We start from the raw sequence: 22,115 nt of genomic DNA, 5'->3' as shown, positions 1-22,115 counted from the left end.
TTAAAGCTGGTATACTTTCGCCATTATCATTCGAACCTATTAATTTTTTAATCATTTTTACAGGACTATTATGCCTTCAAAATTGGCCAATAAATTAACAAAATCTCCAAAAATACTCGTTTCTCTCCTTGGTAGTTTAGCCATCACCTTTTGCTCATTTTCTTATGCTAATACCATAATTCCTTCACCTCCTCAGGTTAATGCTAAAGGTCATATTCTAATTGATTACACTACCGGTAAAGTTATCGCCGAGGGTAATGCCGATACCTTGCTTGCACCGGCAAGCTTAACCAAAATGATGACCAGTTACATTATCGGTAAGGAGTTATTAGCAGGCAATATCACTAATGAAGATCAAGTAAAGATCAGCGAAAAAGCCTGGGCAACGGGTAACCCTGTATTAAAAGGCTCATCGTTAATGTTTCTAGAAGTTGGCAAAGAGGTTTCAGTTGCTGATCTTAATAAAGGTATCATCATCGCATCAGGAAACGATGCTTGTATTGCCATGGCTGAGCATATCGCCGGCAGCGAAAGTGCTTTCACTGATTTAATGAATGCCCATGCTGAACAGCTAGGAATGAGTAGCAGCTACTTTGAAAACAGTCATGGTCTAGACAGCACCGAGCATAAAACTACTCCACGAGACATGGCAACTTTGGCCAGTGCGTTGATACGTGACGTGCCAGAAGAGTTTGCTATCTATAAAGAAAAGTCTTTTACCTTCAACAATATCAAGCAGTACAACCGTAATGGATTACTGTGGGATAAAAGCATGAATGTTGACGGTTTAAAAACAGGACATACCTCTGAAGCTGGATACAGTTTAGTGACTTCTGCAACTAAAGGGGATATGCGCTTAATTAGTGTTGTCATGGGTACTGAAAGTGAACGTGCACGTAAAGTAGAAAGTAAAAAACTACTTAATTATGGTTTTCGCTTCTTTGAAACCTATACCCCTTATCAAGCCGGTGAAAAATTTGTTTCTAACCGTGTTTGGATGGGGGATGTCAAGCAAGTCGATTTGGGTATTTTAGAAAGTACGCCTATTACAATTCCACGCGGCAATCGCAAAAACCTTGAAGCAAACTTTGAGTTAACTCGCCAACTTAAAGCGCCGTTAGCAAAAGGTGAAGTTGTTGGCACAGTATTTTTGCAATTAGACGGTGAAGATATTGCACAGTATCCATTAGTCACTCTTCAAGAAGTGAAAGAAGGCGGTTTGTTTAGCCGCTTAGTCGATTACGTTAAATTACAGTTTGCCGATTAACTTTTCCCTCTTGCTGATAAAAAAAGCTCAGATTTTCTGAGCTTTTTTTATTGTTCTCAGTAACTGCTTGAAAATGCGAAAAACATCACCATTTAGCTAACACAAGATTAGTGTTAAAATACAGCCCAATAAACGTTAGCTGTCGTAGTGGTATTGAAATGAAAACAAAATTTGATGAACTCCTAGAGTTTCCAACAGTATTAAATTTTAAAGTGATGGGCATTGCCTGTGACGAATTGCCTGATCTCGTGGTTAGCGAACTACAAAAACACACCCCTGGTGACTACGCCCCCAAAGTAAAACCAAGCTCAAAGGGGAATTACCATTCGGTATCGGTAGCGGTAACCGTAACCAGCAAAGATCATATTGAAACGATATATAAAACCTTAACCGCGATTGAGCAAGTCAGGTACGTTTTATAATCTTTCTAATATAAAATTTTATTTAGTTCGGATATAATACACTAAATAAAATAATTGAGGTTTTTCTTTGAAAAATTCGTTAATTATTCGCCAGCTAGCCAATATGGAATACACAAAGGTATGGCATGCAATGCAATCGTTTACCGATTCTCGTGGTGACGATACCTTAGATGAATTATGGTTAGTTGAGCATCCACCGGTGTTTACGCAAGGACAAGCTGGCAAGGAAGAGCATTTGTTGATGCCTGGAGATATTCCAGTGGTTAAAGTAGATCGTGGCGGTCAAGTGACCTATCACGGCCCTGGACAACAAGTGATTTACTTTATGATCAACCTTCGTCGCCGGAAGATGGGTGTTAGGGAATTAGTGACCTTAATTGAAAACGCCATAATTAACTGTTTGGCAGAGTTTAACATTGTCGCTAATGCCAGACCTGATGCCCCTGGCGTTTATGTTGATGGTAAGAAAGTAGCCTCACTTGGCTTGAGAGTTCGTAAAAGCTGTTCATTTCACGGATTAGCACTTAACGTAAATATGGATCTCGCACCATTTTTACGAATAAACCCTTGTGGTTATGCTGGCCTAGAAATGGTACAAACTAGTGATTTGGGCGGCCCCACAGATGTTGAAACTGCAGGCAAATATTTAATCAAACATTTAGTAGCGTTATTCAATGTTGAAAACGTTACACAAAAAATAGGGTTGGAAGAACAGAATGACCACTAAAACTTCTCGTATTGAACCAGGTACTAAACTGCGTGATGCAGAAAAAATGGCGCACATTCCTATTAAAGTTGTACCTTCTGAGCGGGAAACTATGCTTCGTAAGCCCGAATGGTTACGTATAAAACTGCCTAGAAGCTCTGAACGTATTGATCACATCAAAGCGTCATTAAGAAAGCATAACCTTCATTCAGTTTGTGAAGAAGCCTCTTGCCCAAATTTATCAGAATGCTTTAATCATGGTACCGCTACCTTTATGATCTTAGGCGACATCTGTACACGCCGTTGTCCATTTTGTGACGTTGGTCATGGGCGTCCGCTTGCACCAGATAGCGAAGAGCCTAAGAAACTTGCGTTAACCCTAAAAGATATGGCCCTGAAATATGTTGTCATCACATCTGTAGATCGTGACGACTTGCGTGACGGTGGTGCGCAACAATTTGCCGAATGTATTAAAGAGATAGAGCACCATTCTCCGAATACAAAAATTGAAATTTTAGTACCTGATTTTAGAGGTCGCATGGACAAAGCATTGGAGATCCTTAATGCCCATCCACCTCATGTTTTCAATCATAATTTAGAAACGGCTCCTCGACTTTACACCAAAGCACGACCGGGTGCTAACTACCAATGGTCGCTAGATTTATTGAAAAAATTTGGTGAAGCTAATCCGAGCGTTCCAACAAAATCAGGCTTAATGGTTGGCCTTGGCGAAACCAACGAAGAGATCTTAGACGTCATGCGCGATCTACGTGCTCATGGTGTCACGATGTTAACCATAGGTCAGTATCTTCAGCCAAGTAAGCATCATTTGCCTGTAGAGCGATACGTTCACCCTGATGAGTTTGACATGTTTCAGCAAGAAGCAATGAAGATGGGCTTTGTTCACGCCGCATGTGGACCGTTAGTTCGTTCAAGCTATCATGCAGATAAACAAGCTGCTGGTGAAGAAGTAAAATAATTACGCTATAAACAACATAAGCTTGGCGTCAACAGCCAAGCTTATACTTGTATACCACAGCTACTTTATCAAAGGCACGACACCATGATTTGGCAAAGACCTAAACGCTTCTGCACAAGAATAAATCCGTTCAACAGATATCACTTTGAGTAATTTATCTAACTCAGTTTTTAATTGGTTTCCCTTCGCTGTTTTTGGCACCGCTAAACTTATTGGTATGTCGGCAATGGTGTGATAATAAGCGCCAAGTATTGGGTAGTTTTGCAACAAATACATCATAGAGATCCGCTCAAAAAACATCACATCTATGCGCCGATTAATAAACATATCTGTTAGCTGATAAGGAGTTGCCACTTCAATAAAATAAGATGCAGGTAAATCTAACTGTTGAGCTAAAAAATCGGCATTCCCAAGCGTGGTGCCAATGCGCTTTGGTGCTATATTTTTTATTTGGGTAAAGCTTTGATTAAAAAACACAAGATCACCGGTAGTTTGATAATGCCAATCAAGCTCTTGCGCGTATTGATAAAAAGATGCCGACTCTCTGTCTTTGGGGGTTAATCCACCTAAGTCTAATTGCCTATTTTCAAGCTGTTGTTTTATTCTCGCGTAAGTCATGATTTCGATATCAAAGCGATAGTCAGAGATCTTTTCTAATGCGCGCAGCATATCAACAGTCAAACCTGACCTATCTTGGTTAACATAGGGCGGCATGAGTTCAAGTCCGACTTTAATTACTTCTGCAACGGCACTAAATGATAGTATGAGAAGAAGAGAGATGATGGATAGTTTACAGCTAAAAATAATAGATGACCTCTTAACAACGACGAATTCAAACACTGAAAATTCTACAAAAGAGTGTATTGCATATTTTCTTTATCGACCGCTATTAAAGATTATTTAGTTTTAAACATCAATAATGTTAATCCTACGCCAAATAGCGCAAGAACTGCTGCAACGTTATAACTCAAGGTTGCCCCTACACCATCTTGCCACAAAATCCCGGCAAGATAAGCTCCCAAAGCACCGCCAACACCATAAACACCGCCAATATAAATTGCCTGCCCTCTGTTTTGTTGATTAGCGTGGAAATGACTCTGAAGAAATTGAATTGAGGCACTATGGTATAAGCCGAAGCTCGCTGCATGAAAAACTTGCGCGATAAATAACAACATCGCGCTATCAGCATAATGCCCGGTCAGGTACCAGCGAATGGCAGTTATAAATAAGCTAAAGCTTATTAGCCAAATCGCGCCAAAATACCGATACAAAGAGCCAGCGACGATAAAAATAAAGATTTCAGCGACAACCCCTAAAGAAATATAGAACCCTGCGGCGTAGCCAGGGTAATTTAAATCACGTAAATACAAGGCAAAAAAGTTATAAAATGGCCCGAAACTCACTTGCAGCAAAATACCAGCAATAAAAAATAATACAAATCCCCTATCAAGGCATTTTTTCTTTATGCCATGTTCGCTTTGAACACCTGACTTCACTGTGTAGGGTTGTTTCAATTGCAGTGTTGATAGAAACAGCATCAGTAATATGATTAAACCGATAATCTGAAAAACCTCACTACTGAAGGCGGCAAGTAATTCACCACTAAGTGAAGCAATGATGATAAAGCCAATACTCCCCCATAACCTAACTCGCGCGTAGATTTTAGCACTGCGACGAACCGTCCTCATTGCTAAGACTTCAAGTTGTGGCAAGACAGCATTCCAAAACAAACTAAAAAGCGCCAGCACAAAGCTTAATGGCCAAAAATCATTGACAAAAAACAGGGCAATAAAGCTCAAACAGGCAGCAAGTGCTCCCCATCGAATAATGGAGACTTGTTTCCCTGAATGATCTGCTATGTAGGCCCATAGTGACGGACCAACAATTTTTGTTGCTGTGACAATGGCGAGAATTTCTCCAATTTCATAGGAACGAAATCCTCGGCCATCAAGAAATACTGGTAGAAAAGGCACCACTAAACCAAGTATGGCAAAATACCAAAAATAACTTGACGATAATCTAAAAAATAGTGGTGAAGGCAATACGCTAGCGCACGTTGTTATCGACTAATGTCGGGAGTTTCACAAATAACATCAGCATTTTGCGCCCGATGCCGTAAATAATGATCCATCAAGGTAATCGCCAACATTGCTTCAGCAATAGGTACTGCACGTATGCCGACACATGGGTCATGACGTCCTTTGGTAATAATATCTGTCGGTTGGCCATTAATATCGACCGTTTTACCACTCACGCCAATACTGGATGTTGGTTTTAATGCTGCATAAGCGACAATATCTTGACCAGATGAAATACCACCTAAGACTCCACCGGCATGATTACTAGCAAAACCGTTTGGTGTTAATTCATCTCGGTGTTCAGAGCCTTTTTGATTGACCACGTTAAAACCATCGCCAATTTCTACACCTTTAACAGCATTAATACCCATCAATGCGTGAGCAATGTCAGCATCTAAGCGGTCGAATACCGGTTCTCCTAGACCTACAGGCACATTGCTGGCCTGAACCATAATCTTAGCGCCAATCGAATCTTTATCTTTAATAATACTGCGCAACAATTGATCTAACGACTCAAGCTTAGAGCTATCAGGAAAGAAAAATGCATTTTCTTCTACTTCCATCCAATCAATACGCTCGGCAATCACTTCACCAATTTGGGTAACACAACCTTTGATGTTGATATTAAATTTTTGTTTAAGGAATTTTTTCGCAATCGCGCCAGCAGCTACACGCATCGCTGTTTCGCGAGCAGATGAACGTCCACCACCTCGATAATCACGAATACCGTATTTATGCCAGTAAGTATAATCAGCATGTCCAGGACGAAACGATTGGGCAATATTACCATAATCTTTAGAACGTTGGTCGGTGTTCTCTATCATCAAGCCAATTGGCGTGCCTGTGGTTTTTCCTTCAAATACACCAGACATTATCTTCACTTGGTCGGCTTCTCGACGAGCGGTAGTATAACGAGATGTTCCTGGTCGTCTACGATCTAAGTCAACTTGTAAATCGGCTTCTGAGATTTCAATTCCTGGGGGACAACCATCAATAATAGCGCCTAACCCTAATCCATGACTTTCGCCATAGGTTGTTACTGTAAATAACTTTCCAAATGTATTACCAGACATTGCAACTACTTCACTCGTTGTTTAAATAAGGATTGATATTGAGTCAATTGCGCTTTGGTCATCGCAAACACACCGTGCCCACCGCGCTCAAATGTCAACCAGTTAAAGTTCACCTCAGGATATGCTGCTTCTAAATGAATCATCGAATTACCAACTTCACAAATCAATAAGCCTTGATCTGTTAAATGATCGGCCGCCTGCGCCAATATTTTCCTAACAATATCGAGACCGTCATCGCCACAACCTAAGCCCATCGCTGGCTCATGCTGAAACTCCGTCGGCAAGCTAGCGACATCTTCACTATCCACATAGGGAGGATTGGATACAATTAAATCATATTTTTGCTGCGCAATCCCAGAAAAAACATCAGATTGAATCGGAATAACTTGTTCTAATAAACCATGGTTCTCAATATTAATTTGAGCAACATTTAATGCATCAATCGAGAGGTCTACTGCATCGACTTCCGCCTCAGGGAAATAATGAGCACAAGCGATGGCAATACAACCACTGCCCGTGCATAAATCTAATATTCGATTAACCGATTGCTCTTGATTAATTAGGCTACTGAATCGCTGCTCAATTAATTCTCCTATCGGAGAGCGAGGCACTAATACGCGCTCATCGACGTAAAATGGTAAACCAGCAAAGTAAGCTTGATTAATTAGATAGGCAGCAGGAATCGCTTCATTGATCCGTCTTTCAATTAAATCGAGCACGCCCTCTTTCTCTTCAGAGATTAAACGACACGAAAACACATGCTCACTAATTTCACTGGGTAAGCTCAACGAAAAACTCACTAAAGTAATCGCTTCATCCCAAGCATTATCATGCCCGTGTCCAAAAAATAAGTCAGCTTGATTGAACTGTGTAGTAGCAAAGCGAATAAAGTCACCGACAGTAACTAACTGCGATGCAATTGCTTGACGATCAAATAAAGACACTTTTACTCCTGATTTATTACATAAACAACATTTCACTTGTTATTGTGCAAAGTTATTCATAGACTTCGACTATGAAATTTAAAGACGCGTTAACGCCACAAGAAAAACTGCTATTTAAAGAGGCCATAGGTAAGGTTAAGCCTTTGGTGCAGGACACCATACACCCGTCGAAAAGAACCATCAAGAAGAAATCAGCGCAAAGTCAACAAAATCAAACAAAACAACGTGCCACCTTTCACTTTTCAGATGAATTTGAACCTTATTTATCTACCAATGGCCCAGTAAAGTATGTGCGTGAAGGTGCGGACAGTTATGCCGCCAAAAATCTTCGTCGTGGTGTCTATCAGCCGGATCTGATATTAGATCTTCATGGCTTGGCGCAACATCAAGCGAAACAAGAAATCGCAGCGCTGTTATATGCTTGCCAAAAAGAACATGCACAATGTGTCTGCATCGTTCACGGCCTAGGTGGCAAGGTACTTAAAAACAAAGTACCCCATTGGCTAGTTCAACACCCCGATGTCCTTGCCTTTCACCAAGCCCCATTAGAATGGGGAGGTGACGGCGCATTACTTGTTTTGATAGATTTGCACGACAAGTTTTAACATGGTTATAACTCGTTCGGAGAAACCATGCTAATCAAATTCCCCCGCATGTTATCAACATCATAGTCAATTTGAGCGATGGAGGCAGTTTGAAAAATAGCGGCATTGCCTTCTGCGGTTAATTCAGCAACTAAGTAACTCACTAAGGGCATATGAGATACAATTAACAAGGTATTCATTGAATGGTTTGCCAAAGCACCATCGATAAAGTCATGAACCTGCTTGGCGTTGCCTGAAGGTGTTATTATTGGCAAGGTATCTGTCGTTTCTACATCGGTTAGCTGACGCTTAACATACTGAGCCGTTTGCTGAGCACGTAAGTAAGGGCTCACCCAAACTGTATCTATTTTGCTATCTAAACGGCTTAACCATCTTGCCATTTTTTCAGTTTCTTCGATTCCATAAGGTGTCAAAGGGCGCTGAGAGTCAGTTTCACCGGAAGGAGATGCCTGGCCATGACGCATGATAAAAATCTGCATATTCGGCTCGTTTTACCAATTTTTAGTCGGGTTTGCTTAATTGCGGCTATAGTAAAGGATATTAATAAATTGTTATAGCATCAGTTAAGAATAAATTAGACTCTTATTATTCCTTGAGGTAATTTAAAAGGAATAATAATAAGACAAAAACATACTCACTAGAGTATTTTGCGCAAAACAGAATTGGAGTTTCATTTGAAACAAAGTCCCAATGACCATAAACAGTATCGGCCGATAACACTCCCCAATGGATTGAATGTATTATTGGTACATAACGCTGACAGCGCAAAGTCTGCGGGCGCCCTGTGTGTAAATGTTGGTCACTTTGACGATCCACTTCATCGTCAAGGAATGGCCCACTTTTTAGAACACATGTTGTTTTTAGGAACACAAAAATACCCTGATAGTGGCGAGTATCAACAGTTTATCAGCCAACATGGCGGCACTAACAATGCCTGGACGGCCACAGAGCATACCTGTTATTTTTTTGATATACATTATCAACAGTTCGAGCAAGCACTTGACCGTTTTAGTCAATTTTTTATCTCGCCTTTACTCTCTAAAGAGTTTGTCGAAAAAGAACGACAGAATATAGATGCGGAATTCCAACTAAAATATAAAGATGATATCCGTCGGCTTTATGATGTGCATAAAGCGACGGTAAATCCTAAACATCCATTTGCAAAATTTTCAGTTGGCAATCACCAAACACTAGCTGACAATCAAAATCAGCCGTTATATCAAGAAATGATGACCTTTTTCGATCAACACTATCATGCCAAAGCAATGACCTTGGTGTTAGAAGGGCAACAATCACTTGACGAGCTTGAGCATTTAGCAACAGAGAAGTTTTCAGCGATAAAAAGCGGTAAAGTTAAGCAAAATAGTATTAAAGAACCTCTTTATCTTGACGAACACTTACAAAAGCTCATTCATGTAAAACCCGTTAAGGACGACAGGCAACTTATCATTAGTTTTGCGTTGCCCAACATTAATCATCTGTACCAGACGAAACCTGAGGCGACACTAGTTTACTTGCTTGGTCATGAGGGCGAAGGCAGTATTCTCTCGAAGCTTAAACAAGAAAACCTCGCGCTTGGGTTAAGTGCCGGTGGTGGAGTAATGGGTGCTAACTTCAAAGACTTCAACATCAGTATTCACTTAACCGAATATGGCGAAAAACAAATTAATCGCATTGTCGCGATTGTGTTTCACTATTTAGGTTTAATTGACCCGAAAACGATAGCGGAGTTTTATTATCAAGAGAAGAAGGCGATCGCAGAGTTATCATTTAATTATCAAGAAAAGCTACGTCCTCTCGACTCGGTTTGTCAGTTAGCAATAAACATGCATTACTACCCCATTGATGATGTTCTCTATGGTGAATATAAAATGGCAGAGTTTGATCGCGAAAACCTCTGTTATTTGTATCAGTTTTTTACCCCAACGAATATGCGATTAATCATGGTCAGCCAGCAAGGCAACTTTGATCAAACCAGTAATTGGTATCAAGTCCCCTATTCAATATCAGATATCAGTAAAAGCATTGAAACTTTGCCGCTTTCAGCAGAGGACGTAGCTACGCTAAAGTTACCCGAGAAAAACCTCTATATTGTTGATAATCCAGCGATAGTAACGCCAGACAATAGTCCAATGGACTTACCAACAAAAATTACTCAATCAGACGGCTATGCGCTGTGGTTTTTACAAGACAACCATTATAACGTGCCTAAAGGCTACATATATATTGGTATCGATTGCCCTGTCGTTGTGAGTTCAGAAAAGCATATCGCGATGACTCGTTTGTTCGTCGATACCTGCACTGCGTACCTATGCGAAAAGCTCTACGATGCGGAATTAGCAGGAATACACTATCATTTATATGCTCATCAAGCGGGGTTGACTCTGCAAATTTCAGGGTTAAGCGAAAAGCAACCGTTACTTTTAACACAACTTTTAGCTGAGCTGTCCTCTTTTACCTGTGCTGAAGACAAATTTGAACTGTTTAAGAATCAATTACTCACCTACTGGAGAAATACCGAAACCAATAAGTCAATTTCCCAATTATTCTCGTCGCTAAGTACCTTAATGCAACCGGCGAGCCCGAGTAACCAAAGCTTATGTGCAGCCTTAGCATCGACAACCTATGAAGACTTTAAAGCATTTTATCCCAAGTTGTTTGACCTTGTTGCCATAGAGGGGCTAATACACGGCAACTGGCATCGTCAACACGCCCAACAAATAAGTGACACGATAACGACACATTTTAAACACGCATTAGCACATGAAAATAACGTAGCAATAGAAACTTTAGATATTCAGGGCCAAGGCCCAATCAAACTACCTTTGTTATTAGAACAGCATGATCATGCTTGTGTACTTTATATACCAATGGCTAACCGACACTTATCTGTCACCGCTAAAACCATGTTAGCAAGCCAAATATTAGCGCCAGCATTTTTCCATCAAATGCGCACTGAAAATCAATATGGCTACTTAGTTGGTGTCAATTTCGTGCCGATAAATCGCTTCGCAGGACTCGCTTTTTATATTCAATCACCACATGTCAACGCAGATAATTTGTACCTTGCTATCGAAGATTTTGTTAATCATAGTCACCACTTTATTGAAGAGATTAGCGATCAGCAATGGCAACAATTGGTGCTTGGCTTAACCAGCCAACTTGAAGAGAAATACACCAGTCTGAGAGTTAAAAGCCAACGATTTTGGGCGGCAATTTGCAATGATGATGACACCTTTTCACAAAAAGCCAAATTAATTCGTGAGATTTCAGCGGTAACTAAAGATGACATGCAACACTTTATTGAACAAAACGTCAGTTTATTAACCAATAAAGACCATATTAGTTTGCTGTCTTATCAATCTCAAAATGAGTTTGATTTTACAGAAACTGATGAATTATTAGAAAAAATTCAAAATAAATGCTCAACTAAACGTTAATACCGCCGATAACAGTTTGACTTAACGTCAGTCATGATTTGTAATGTAACTAAAAAATAACAAAATATTTTACTTGGTGTATTGTGGTTTGAAAACCGACAATGTATTCGTTTTCCCTAAAGGTCATATTTGTGCATAGATTGTTAATTTGGCAAAGACATTCAAAAGCTTCGTTAATTGCTATGCAACTGCTACTCTTTTTTCTGGTTCTCTTATCAATTTTCCAAGCTAAAGCAGCTGAAAAAATAGCCATTCCGTTTACCAATACCGAGGTAAGATTTCAAAGCCTAGATACGTTTGACGGATTATCCCAAAGCTATGCCATTGATCTTGCCCAAGATGAAAGGGGTTTTATTTGGATAGCAACCACCGATGGCCTCGATAGGTATGACGGTCAAGAATTTGTCCATTATCGAAGCGACGCCTTTAACCCCAATGCGATTGCGCATAACTTTATCCGCAACTTATTTATCGATAATCAAGGGACTTTATGGGTTGGAACCAGCGGTGGTCTAAGCCGTTATAACCCAATACTAGACAATTTTGATAATTTCAAACGTAACACTACAACACACCCTAGCGGATTAACTGATGATGTCATTTGGAGCGTCTACCAAGATAATGCGGGAAAAATTTGGGTGGCTACTGAAGAAGGTTTGCACAAATATGATGAAGCAAACCAGCGTTTTACTCGCATTAAAATCAGAAACTTTAACAATCAACTTAAAGAAATAAAAACAATTTTCCAAGACAGTAACAATAACTATTGGCTTGGTACTTATGAAAACGGCATTTTTATCGTGAATGCTGATTTTTCCAGTGCGGTTTCATTGCAACAAGATAATAAAATGCAACTTAATATCCGCAGCAAAGGCTTGCATCAACTAAAAGAAATCAATGGAAACTATTGGCTAGCAACTAACGATGGTGTCTTTGTTATCAATAAAAATTATCAGCAAGTTGAACACTACAGCTTCGCTGATAAAAACGCCAATCCAGTAAAAGTAAAAGGCATTGACTATATTACAGAAACACATGTTTGGTTAGCAACCAGTGACGGCATTAAAATAATCGATACCTTAAGTGGTGATATAAGCCATTATCGAGCCGATGACAACATTTCCACCAGTATTTCACACAATGACATTTTTACGGTGAAAAGAGTCGACTATAACAAACTTTGGATTGGCTCTCGACAAGGGATTAACATTTATGATCCAAAAGCGAATTTAATTAAAAGTAGTAGCCAAATTAGCACTGAACTAAATGGTGCTGTCACTTCTATCGTTGAGCTTAACAATTCAATTTGGTTTGTCCACAACAATGAACTGTATCAATACAGCCCTGATAGTATTAATAAAATAAACTTGGATAACAGTATCATTGTTAATCAATTAATTACCGCTAATGATAATCTTTACTTACTATCCGACGAGCTATTCCTGTACAGAGTGAATGACGATCTATCACTGACCCAACTAAACAATTGGTCAAATACTCTGCAGGATGAAGATTGGAGAAAGCCTATAGCTTTAGGCTACAACATTTGGTTTATCAACAAAGAAGGCAAAATAGCGTTCTATCAGACGCAAAACGATAACATTGTTATAGACAGTACACTAAAAAGCAAAGCCTTTAGAACATTTGACATTGTAGGAAATGTCATGTGGTTGGTTTCTGTCAATGGTGAAATTATTCGATATGATTTACAAACCCAGAAACAAAACACACTGACTATTGCACCTTTTAATAACTTTGAATTGCAAGAAACAACCTCAATTAAGAACTCAGCTGATTGGCTATTATTAGGCTCTGAAAGTCAAGGGGCTTTATTGCTCAATACAAAAACTAACGCTATTCAAGTATTTAATGAGCGAAATAGTTTAACCAATAATACTATTGCTGATATTCAAACAGACAATCAAGGAAATTATTGGTTCACCACCAATAAAAGCATTACTACACTTGAGCCAACTACATTAAAAATTAGAACATTTGAAAGTGTATTTAATATCCGCAACAATTCATTTTTAAATCGAAGCTCATTGTTGTCATCGGACGGTAACCTTTATTTTGGTAGTGTTAAAGGCTTTAGGTTTTTTAATCTTGTTGACTTAAAAGCAGCCGAACAAAACTTTAAGGCACCATTACTAACGCGGTTACTAATAGCCAACAAGCCGGTTGAAATTAACCCCCAAGCTAAGGGGGGGCAAAACGCTAATAAGCTTTATCTACCTTCAAGCTTACCTTATGTTGACAATTTAAAACTAAAATATATTCACTCTCCTATCACGCTTGAGTTTAGTACACCAAATGCGGAAATTCCCTCGAGTATAGGTTATAGCTATAGACTTAACGGCTTAGAAGAAAAATGGATTGAAACTAGCAGTCGTAAAGCCTACGCAACATATACCAATTTAAGTGCCGGCCACTATACCTTTGAATTAAGAGCCTTCGATCTTTTAAATCCAGAAAACTATAAAGCAGTGTCACTGCCAATAACCATCGAGCCGCCATGGTGGCTTTCAAATAGTGCGATATTGATTTATAGCCTCACCACCCTACTAATGATCGCCTATTTTCTTCAACAGTTAAGACATAAGCGCTTATATCATTTGCAAATAAAGTTGAGTGAAGAACGTTTAAAACTATCACTATGGGGTAGTGGCGATGAAATGTGGGATTGGAATATTAAAAGCGGCAAGATTTATCGTTCCAATATCTGGGGCATTTTGGAGTTTCCACAGGATGGAAAACGTAATGTGGGGGATGATAAAACCAATATCCATGAAAACGATATGGAACGTATTCGACAAGCATTAGATGATCATTTTGATGAAAAAACGGAACACTTTGAAGCAACCTATCGTGTTCGTAATAAAGATAACAAATGGGTCTGGGTGTTAGATCGAGGCAAAGTCGTAGAGCGTGATGATGATGGCAAGCCAACACGTATGACAGGAACGTTAAAAGATATTAGTCAAATAAAGAAAGCTGATGAACGCTTAAAGCTTTTTGCAAAATGTATTGAAAATATCTCCGATGCGGTGGTGATCTACGACAGACAATTTACCATTGTCGATATCAATAAGTCATACCAGCGAATTACCGGTCGAGGTAAACGTCAAATGATTGGCTCCACTTTAAAGTTCAGCCAATACCCTGAAGCGTTTACCTTAAGCGTTAAAAAGCATTTGTTGCAAAAAGGTGGTTGGCACGGCGAGATAGAAAGTAAACGTGAAAACGGCGAACGTTATTTAACCGACCTAAATATCGATATCATACGAGATGAAAGCGGCAATATTTCGCATTTTGTTGGTGTATTTTCAGATATCACTAAACGAAAAGAAACCGAAGCCGAATTAAGAAAACTGGCTAACTCAGATACATTAACAGGCTTACCAAATCGCTCCTACTTTCAGGCTAATCAGCTTAGACTGGTCAAGTCAAAAATACCTCATGCTCTTTTGGTCTTTGACTTGGATAACTTTAAGAAAGTTAACGATTCCATGGGCCATGAAATGGGCGATCTTTTATTATGTAAAGTCGCGCAGCGAATAAGACATGTTGGCCGAAGTCATGACACTGTATACCGTCTTGGGGGTGATGAATTTAGCATCATAGTTGAAAATACAAACGATATTCACACGATAACAACGATCGCAAAACAGATACTTAAAACCATTGCTGAACCATTAAAGCTTAGAAACCAAGAAGTGGTGTTATATTCCAGTATTGGCATCGTCCTTTATCCCGAAGATGGTGCAAATCCTCATGAGTTGCTTAAAAATGCTGATACCGCGATGTATCATGCAAAGCACGCCGGTGGTAATCGCTATCAATTTTTCAGTGATTCAATGAATAAGAAAGCAGTTAAACGCTTGCAAATTGAAAACCTGATCCGACATGGGTTGAAAGAAGATTATTTTTCGGTGTTTTATCAACCTAAGATTGAAATTGCCACTGGTAAAATTGCCGGTATGGAAGCGTTAGTTCGTTTTGAAACACCGTCAAAAGGCATTATCAGTCCAATAGTGTTTATCCCTGTTTCCGAAGAAACGGGGCAAATTATTGATATCGGCGAAATCGTTTTACGCAAAGCGTGTATTGCCACCAAAAAATGGGTTGATAGTGGACTTTTTGACGGCCGAATCGCCGTTAATTTGTCTGCCGTTCAATTTACCCAGCCCAACTTAGTCGGCATGATTTCAGATATTTTAAAAGAGAGTCAGCTTCCAGCTAAACATTTAGAGCTTGAAATTACCGAAGGGACGGTAATGGATTCACCGCAAACAGCGATTGAAACCATGCTTCAAATTCGTTCCATGGGCATTCATTTATCGCTAGATGATTTTGGTACCGGTTATTCATCTCTTGCGTACTTGAAAAAATTCCCGCTCAATACCTTAAAAATTGACAAAGCCTTTGTTGATGACATTGAAACCTCAGATCAAGGCCGGAATATGGTGGCAACCATAGTCACTATCGCCCATAACCTAGGTTTAAACGTTGTTGCGGAAGGTGTAGAAACCAATAACCAGCTAAGTTTCCTGGCTGGTCTTCGTTGTGAGCAATTGCAAGGGTATTTATACAGTAAACCACTACCGGAGAAAGACTTCCGTAGCTATTTATTGTCACATCAAATAACCGACAAATCTACGTCGTTCACTCACTATTAACCCTTTCAATATTTTGACACTTAAGTAAAAGTTGACTTTAGCCCTTATACTACAAGGGCTAGCTTATTGGCATGAATTTCGCTTTCTTAGAGCTGAATCTAATAAGAAGGAAAAAGGAAATAAACATGTTAACATCAATCATCCTAGCATTAAGTGTATCTACATCAACTGAAGCTGCACCAGTTCAAATTAACCAATCACTAATTTCAGATGTCGTCGCTCGTCGTGTCGTTCGTGTTGAAGATAATGCAGAACGCGCTGCTCGACGTGTCGTTCGCGTTTCAGACATTGCTGAACGCGCTGCCCGCCGTGTCGTTCGTGTTGAAGACAATGCTGAACGTGCTGCTCGTCGTGTCGTTCGCGTTGAAGACAATGCTGAGCGTGCTGCTCGCCGTGTCGTTCGCGTTGAAGACAATGCCGAGCGTGCTGCTCGCCGTGTCGTTCGCGTTGAAGACAATGCTGAGCGTGCTGCTCGCCGTGTGGTTCGCGTTGAAGACAATGCTGAGCGTGCTGCTCGTCGTGTAGTTCGCGTTGAAGAGCAAGCGAATATTAACTTATAAGGAGTGCCTTATGATCAAGTTTATCAAAAAGTTATTCGCAATCGACTATAAAGAAAATGCTATCGCAGCGAAAATAGAGATAAAAGAATTTCCAGCTAAAAGCCTGTGGTAACAGTCAGCCATGATGAAGTTGTGACAAGGATGTCTGCGACTTTACTTACCTTATTATCAGTTACTAAGCCTTCCATATTGTGTAGTCAAAACCAAAAAGCCTGTTGATTTTCATACGCTTTTTCATACAAAACATCGGCCAAATTGCTGGACCAAAAACTAAACCAGCAAACGCCCAACGTCTACGTCCTAAGCCACTTTTTAACGCCTGACAATAAAAGAAAATAGAAAATACTATAGCAATTACGCTAACAACAAGTACTAACATTGAACATCTAACCCTTATATGATGAAAAGCGCGAGGATAATAGCTAATTTAGAGTAAATATTCAACCATTTTAGAGTAAAAAATCTACATTTATTTAGTGGCGATAATTTGCCCGTTCAACCTGCAAAAGTTTGCCTATAATCGGAATCAATAGGCCGAATTGCTTTAATGCTGGAATTCTGAATGAATTAAAAAAGGCCTAATAGATTAGGCCTTTTATCGATTTAGTGACGTACAATCAACTCAAATACCGTCAACGCACTGCGAACTAATGTGAGCAAGTCAGCTTATCAATAGAACGTCTCATTATTCTCAGCCATGTTAACCAGCAGCTCACATGGTTTAAAGCGCGCTCCATATTGCGCTGCCCACTGATTTAGTTGGTTTACCACTTTAGTGACACCTATGTTATCCATGTACCTAAATGGCCCGCCCAAAAACGGCGGGTAGCCAATACCAAATATAGCGCCAATATCACCATCCCGAGCGTTTCGAATAATACTCTCATCTAAACATCGCGCTGCTTCGTTTAACATCATGTAGACACAACGAAGCGCAATATCATCACTTACTGAACCTGTTTTTTTAGTAATACCCAATAAGGTATAGACACGCTCATCGACCGCTTTCTTTTTCGAGTTATTATATAAATAAAACCCTTTTTTCACTTTTTTACCTAGACGTCCATCGGCGATTAATTTATCAAATGCTGGTGGTGGCGCGAAACGTTCACCAAGCTCTGCTTGTAGTATCGGACCAATCTTAGCGCCAATATCTATCCCTACTTCATCTAGCAGTTGCATTGGTCCAACAGGAAATCCAAACTTGACCAATGCTTTATCAAGTTGCTCAACTGGTGTGCCATCAAGCAACACCATTGCCGCTTCATTCATGTAAGGGGCCAAAATACGATTAACGTAAAAGCCTGCTTTATCTTGAACAACGATTGGTGTTTTGCCTTGCTTTTTGGCCAACGCAACCGTTGTTGATATTGTCGTATCAGAGGTTTTTTCATGCGCGATAATTTCAGCAAGTGGCATCTTATCAACGGGTGAAAAATAATGTAAGCCAATGACATTCTCTGGACGTTCTGCTTTAGCCGCTATTTTACCAATAGGTAAGCTTGAGGTATTACTGGCAAAAATAGTCGTTGGTTTACAGTGTGCTTCAATATCAGCGACCATACATTGCTTAAGTGTTAAATCTTCAAATACCGCCTCAATCACCACATCGGCATTATGGAAACCGCTATAGTCAGTCGTACCCGTAATCATCGCCATTTGCTTTTGCATTTCGCTTTTACGAATAAAGCGACGACGAACTTTTTTATTAAGTAAATCAAAAGAGTACTTAAGGGCATGATGAATCCCCTTTTGATTAATATCTTTAAGTCGAACGGGAAGCTTTGCTTTGGTTGCTGTTACAAACGCAATACCACCACCCATTAATCCACCACCAAGTACGCCGACATGCTCTATAGCCGCAGCTTCGACCCCCTCAATTCCTTGCTCTTTCTTCATATCTGTCGTTGCAAAAAATATTTGTCGCAACTGCGCTGATTCTGAACTCATTGCTAATTTACCAAAGTGATCGGCTTCAAGCTGATAGCCTTTGGCAAGCGATTGCTCGGTACCAACTTTAATCGCTTCAATAATTTTTATCGGAGCAGGATAATTGCCTTTCGTTTTTGCCAACACAGTTTTTAATGCTTGACTGAACAGGACTTTGCGTCCTATTGCCGTTCGCTCCAATAACTTGGCAACAAAAGAGAGTTTAACTCGAGGTTTTGTCAATTGCGCAACGGTCACTTTACCTGATAGAGCCAGCTTTTCAGCCACTTCTATTAAAACGCTATTTGGCACAACATCATCAACTAAGCCAGCTTTCAATGCTTGTTTAGCTCTAAGCTGTTTACCGGTTAGCATCATATCCAATGATTTTTGAAGCCCGACTAATAAAGGTAAGCGTTGTGTGCCACCACTACCGGGTAACAGACCTAACTGTACTTCAGGTAGCCCTAGCGATGTTTTAGCACTATCAGAACAAATTCTGGCGTGACATGCCATTGCTAACTCTAAACCACCGCCCAGGCATGGGCCGTTAATGGCAGCAACAACAGGTATTGATAAATTAGCAATTTGATCAAAAATCATCTGCCCCTTTCGAGAGAGAGCAGTTGCTTCTTCAGCACTTTGACAGCCCGCTATCATATTGATATCAGCACCTGCTACAAATGAGTCATTTTTACCGCTGACCAAAATTAAGCCTTTTAATGAATCATCACCGCGAACTTGGCTCAATATTTCGGTAATTTCTTCAGCAAATTCTGCTTTTAAGGTATTCATGGATTCACCTTGGACATCCATTACCAAGTGCGCAAGACCATTCTCTTGTTTAACTAACGTAAATGATGACTGCTCCATTATTCTGTCTCCACTATCATAGCGGCACCAAGACCACCTGCCGCACACGCGGTGGTTAAACCGGTACCTCCGCCACGACGATTTAATTCATTTAACGTTTGAACAATCAAACGAGTTCCCGTGGCCGCAAATGGATGACCGTAAGCCAGTGAGCCCCCCATGACATTAAATTTATCCATATCAATTTCACCAATCGCTTTATCACGGTTTAAATGTTGCTGTGCAAACTTATCACTAGCAAACATTTTCATGTTTGCTAGGGCTTGTGCCGCAAAAGCTTCATGCATTTCTATTAAGTCTAGATCTTTAAGTTCCATACCGGCTCTTGCTAATGCAATGGGTGTCGCAAAGCTTGGACCCATTAACATATCTTCCCAGACATCAATAGCAGCAAATCCATAACTACGAATGTAACCTAATGGCTTGTATCCTAATTCTTTCGCTCGACCTTCTCGCATGATTAACACAGCAGAAGCACCATCGGTCAGTGCCGTACTGTTTGCCGCCGTAACGCTACCATGTTTACGATCAAATACCGGGCGTAACTTTGCGTAACTTGAGAGCTCAGAGTTTTCTCTAAAACAATTATCTTTATCAATGTAACTTTTATAAGGCTCAACATGGGCTGCCATCACTTCGCCATCGAGCTTACCTTCATTCCAGCTTATAGTGGCTAAAGTATGAGAGCGATGGGCTAACTCATCTTGCGCTTGTCGCGTAATGCCATGAGTTTTTGCCATTTGCTCTGCCGTCTGGCCCATTGACAATCCTGTGGAGTATTCAGCAACGGCTGGAGGAACTGGCAATATATCTTTAAAGCTTAACTGTCGGATCAATGAAAACTTTTGACCAAATGTTTTTGCTTTACTCAAATCTAAAAGCGTTCGAGCAAACTTTTTAGAAACCCCTATAGGTGCTACCGATGAAGAATCGGCACCTCCGGCAACACCGATATCGATAACCCCTGCCATAATAGATTCAGCAATGTTAACGGTAGATTGAAAGCTAGTCGCACATGCTCTAGAGACACTATAAGCATCCGTATGGACGTTCATTCCTGTACCAAGAACAATTTCACGAGCGATATTAGGCGCTTCAGGCATTTGTACTACTTGACCGAATACCAATTGCTCGATTAACTTGGGATCAAGCTCACTTCGCTTGATCAGTTCATTAACGACTAACTTTCCCAAATCAACAGCTGGCACACCATGAAAAGCGGTTGCTTGTTTGGCAAAGGGGGTTCTAAGACCTGCTACGATTGCAATACGATCGCCGTTGGCAGTTTGAAGTTTGCTTGTCATTATCATTCCTTCTTTAGAGGTCAGACCTCTTTGAGTTATTGCTCAATTCTAACCACTATTTTTGATTTTTCAACTGTTCTTCAAAGACAAACGCAGTTTCTCCTGTTAGTTATTGCTCGCACATGGTAAAAAGAAAGATAAAATTATTTACAAAATAACACTGGCGCTTGTTTTTTAATTGATAAACCATATATCCCTTAATTATTGATCGAACGTTACAGTAAACTAACAATAAGAACCGTTATTATTATGGCAATTGAACACTTTTCTTCTCTAAAAGAGCATCTATCAGGGCAAATCATTGGGCAAGAAGCTCTGGTTGAAAATTTACTCATTGCGCTTCTTGCCAATGGTCATTTAATTGTAGAAGGTCCTCCAGGTTTAGCAAAAACACGCGCTGTAAATGCCTTAGCGGATGGCATCGAAGCGGATTTTCATCGTATTCAATTTACCCCCGACCTTTTACCTGCTGATTTAACCGGTACTGATATTTATCGTCCAGAAGATGGCAGCTTTGTTTTTCAATCAGGTCCGTTGTTTCGCAACTTAGTGCTAGCGGATGAAATTAACCGTGCCCCGGCGAAAGTACAATCAGCCTTACTTGAAGCCATGGCAGAAGGGCAAGTTACCGTTGGTAGAAACACTTACAAGTTACCAGATCTTTTTCTCGTGATGGCGACACAAAACCCAATAGAACAAGAAGGCACCTACCCTCTTCCTGAAGCACAATTAGACCGCTTCTTAATGCATATTGAAATTGATTACCCTAATGCAGACAGTGAATTGGAAATATTACGTCTCAATAGAGGCGAAGCGATTGGTCAAAGTACGAAGGCCCCTGCTGAGCTCTCTCAAAAAGATATTTTTGCTGCCAGAGACCAAGTGTTAAAAATACATATGGCACCAGCCATTGAGCAATACATCGTTGATTTGATCATGGCAACACGCCAGCCAGAAAAATATGATGACAAACTGAAAGCTTGGTTAGCGTATGGTGCGAGCCCGCGTGCAACGATAGCACTTGACCGATGCGCTAGAGCAAGGGCATGGTTAAACGGAAGAGATTTCGTCGGCCCAGAAGATGTACAAGCCGTTTTTCACAATGTGTTACGTCATCGTATTTTGTTAACGTATCAAGCAGAAGCAGAAGGCATTACCAGTAACCAATTACTTGATCACATTCTAAGTTTAGTTGCCGTTGCATAACCTGTAGATCTATGATTAATTGGTTTAATACATCAAACGTGGCAAACGCG

The 22,115-nt window shown here is 40.1% G+C and carries 17 protein-coding genes; 9 read left to right on the top strand and 8 right to left on the bottom strand.

The annotated features are described in order from the left end of the window. The first annotated feature begins 70 nt into the window (after positions 1-70). The 4 genes from ACSLUH_RS01710 to lipA all read left to right on the top strand — a co-directional run bounded on the left by ACSLUH_RS01710 (position 71) and on the right by lipA (position 3,374). Positions 71-1,267, top strand: coding sequence for a serine hydrolase (locus ACSLUH_RS01710; protein ID WP_448563936.1), 1,197 nt, complete (start codon positions 71-73; stop codon positions 1,265-1,267). 158 nt (positions 1,268-1,425) lie between these two features. Then, positions 1,426-1,689: a DUF493 family protein YbeD gene (gene ybeD, locus ACSLUH_RS01705; protein WP_448563934.1), complete on the top strand. Its 264-nt coding sequence runs from the start codon at positions 1,426-1,428 to the stop codon at positions 1,687-1,689. A gap of 67 nt (positions 1,690-1,756) precedes the next feature. Beyond that, the gene (gene lipB / locus ACSLUH_RS01700) at positions 1,757-2,416 is read left to right on the top strand and encodes a lipoyl(octanoyl) transferase LipB (RefSeq protein WP_448563932.1); all 660 of its coding nucleotides are present in this window, start codon (positions 1,757-1,759) and stop codon (positions 2,414-2,416) included. Beyond that, positions 2,406-3,374 carry a lipoyl synthase gene (gene lipA / locus ACSLUH_RS01695; protein ID WP_448563930.1) on the top strand — a complete coding sequence of 323 codons (969 nt, stop codon included), beginning with the start codon at positions 2,406-2,408 and terminating at the stop codon, positions 3,372-3,374. Before lipB ends, lipA begins: the two co-directional genes overlap by 11 nt. A 60-nt stretch (positions 3,375-3,434) precedes the next feature. Here lipA and ACSLUH_RS01690 read toward each other — a convergent pair whose 3' ends face one another. From ACSLUH_RS01690 to prmB, 4 genes are read right to left on the bottom strand one after another with little or no spacing between them, the layout of a single operon-like run. Next, on the bottom strand, positions 3,435-4,214 hold the full coding sequence (locus ACSLUH_RS01690) for a substrate-binding periplasmic protein (protein ID WP_448563929.1): 780 nt from the start codon (positions 4,212-4,214) through the stop codon (positions 3,435-3,437). A gap of 56 nt (positions 4,215-4,270) precedes the next feature. Further along, positions 4,271-5,416, bottom strand: coding sequence for an MFS transporter (locus ACSLUH_RS01685; protein WP_448563927.1), 1,146 nt, complete (start codon positions 5,414-5,416; stop codon positions 4,271-4,273). Positions 5,417-5,433: 17 nt separating this feature from the next. Then, complete coding sequence (aroC, locus tag ACSLUH_RS01680) at positions 5,434-6,525, bottom strand: chorismate synthase (protein ID WP_448563925.1); 1,092 nt, start codon at positions 6,523-6,525, stop codon at positions 5,434-5,436. Positions 6,526-6,530: 5 nt separating this feature from the next. Continuing rightward, entirely contained in the window at positions 6,531-7,469 is a 939-nt protein-coding gene (prmB, locus tag ACSLUH_RS01675; RefSeq protein WP_448563923.1) for a 50S ribosomal protein L3 N(5)-glutamine methyltransferase, read from the bottom strand. Positions 7,470-7,540: 71 nt separating this feature from the next. Here prmB and smrB point away from each other — a divergent pair, with 71 nt between their 5' ends. Continuing rightward, the gene (smrB, locus tag ACSLUH_RS01670; RefSeq protein ID WP_448563921.1) at positions 7,541-8,074 is read left to right on the top strand and encodes an endonuclease SmrB; all 534 of its coding nucleotides are present in this window, start codon (positions 7,541-7,543) and stop codon (positions 8,072-8,074) included. Between the two features lie 5 nt (positions 8,075-8,079). Here the strand turns inward: smrB and sixA are convergent, their stop codons facing one another. Next, positions 8,080-8,553 (bottom strand): phosphohistidine phosphatase SixA, encoded by a 474-nt coding sequence (gene sixA, locus ACSLUH_RS01665; protein ID WP_448563919.1) that lies wholly within the window; start codon positions 8,551-8,553, stop codon positions 8,080-8,082. A gap of 195 nt (positions 8,554-8,748) precedes the next feature. Here sixA and ACSLUH_RS01660 point away from each other — a divergent pair, with 195 nt between their 5' ends. From ACSLUH_RS01660 to ACSLUH_RS01650, 3 genes are all read left to right on the top strand, one after another. Then, entirely contained in the window at positions 8,749-11,514 is a 2,766-nt protein-coding gene (locus ACSLUH_RS01660) for an insulinase family protein (RefSeq protein WP_448563917.1), read from the top strand. A gap of 131 nt (positions 11,515-11,645) precedes the next feature. After that, positions 11,646-16,193, top strand: a complete 4,548-nt coding sequence (locus ACSLUH_RS01655; protein ID WP_448563915.1) for an EAL domain-containing protein — start codon at positions 11,646-11,648, stop codon at positions 16,191-16,193. Between the two features lie 125 nt (positions 16,194-16,318). After that, a complete protein-coding gene (locus tag ACSLUH_RS01650) occupies positions 16,319-16,753 on the top strand; it encodes a hypothetical protein (RefSeq protein WP_448563913.1) in 435 nt (144 codons plus the stop codon). Between the two features lie 175 nt (positions 16,754-16,928). Here the strand turns inward: ACSLUH_RS01650 and ACSLUH_RS01645 are convergent, their stop codons facing one another. From ACSLUH_RS01645 to fadI, 3 genes are all read right to left on the bottom strand, one after another. Beyond that, a complete protein-coding gene (locus tag ACSLUH_RS01645) occupies positions 16,929-17,132 on the bottom strand; it encodes a hypothetical protein (RefSeq protein ID WP_448563911.1) in 204 nt (67 codons plus the stop codon). 290 nt (positions 17,133-17,422) lie between these two features. Further along, entirely contained in the window at positions 17,423-19,555 is a 2,133-nt protein-coding gene (gene fadJ / locus ACSLUH_RS01640) for a fatty acid oxidation complex subunit alpha FadJ (RefSeq protein ID WP_448563909.1), read from the bottom strand. Next, positions 19,555-20,859 carry an acetyl-CoA C-acyltransferase FadI gene (gene fadI, locus ACSLUH_RS01635; protein WP_448563907.1) on the bottom strand — a complete coding sequence of 435 codons (1,305 nt, stop codon included), beginning with the start codon at positions 20,857-20,859 and terminating at the stop codon, positions 19,555-19,557. The genes fadJ and fadI overlap by 1 nt, the downstream gene beginning before the upstream one ends. Before the next feature lie 249 nt (positions 20,860-21,108). On the opposite strand from fadI, the gene ACSLUH_RS01630 reads away from it, so the two are divergent. Beyond that, entirely contained in the window at positions 21,109-22,065 is a 957-nt protein-coding gene (locus tag ACSLUH_RS01630; protein ID WP_448563905.1) for an AAA family ATPase, read from the top strand. Positions 22,066-22,115 lie beyond the last annotated feature (50 nt).

This window comes from Thalassotalea ganghwensis, assembly GCF_053485795.1.
Note: the sequence above shows the minus strand (reverse complement) of the source record. Positions and strands in the feature narration are given on the sequence as shown.

Coding starts and splice junctions, on each gene's coding strand:
- ACSLUH_RS01650 (WP_448563913.1), top strand. CDS start 16,319: ATGTTAACATCAATCATCCTAGCATTAAGTGTATCTACATCAACTGAA.
- ACSLUH_RS01710 (WP_448563936.1), top strand. CDS start 71: ATGCCTTCAAAATTGGCCAATAAATTAACAAAATCTCCAAAAATACTC.
- sixA (WP_448563919.1), bottom strand. CDS start 8,553: ATGCAGATTTTTATCATGCGTCATGGCCAGGCATCTCCTTCCGGTGAA.
- fadJ (WP_448563909.1), bottom strand. CDS start 19,555: ATGGAGCAGTCATCATTTACGTTAGTTAAACAAGAGAATGGTCTTGCG.
- ybeD (WP_448563934.1), top strand. CDS start 1,426: ATGAAAACAAAATTTGATGAACTCCTAGAGTTTCCAACAGTATTAAAT.
- lipA (WP_448563930.1), top strand. CDS start 2,406: ATGACCACTAAAACTTCTCGTATTGAACCAGGTACTAAACTGCGTGAT.
- ACSLUH_RS01630 (WP_448563905.1), top strand. CDS start 21,109: ATGGCAATTGAACACTTTTCTTCTCTAAAAGAGCATCTATCAGGGCAA.
- fadI (WP_448563907.1), bottom strand. CDS start 20,859: ATGACAAGCAAACTTCAAACTGCCAACGGCGATCGTATTGCAATCGTA.
- smrB (WP_448563921.1), top strand. CDS start 7,541: ATGAAATTTAAAGACGCGTTAACGCCACAAGAAAAACTGCTATTTAAA.
- aroC (WP_448563925.1), bottom strand. CDS start 6,525: ATGTCTGGTAATACATTTGGAAAGTTATTTACAGTAACAACCTATGGC.
- ACSLUH_RS01645 (WP_448563911.1), bottom strand. CDS start 17,132: ATGTTAGTACTTGTTGTTAGCGTAATTGCTATAGTATTTTCTATTTTC.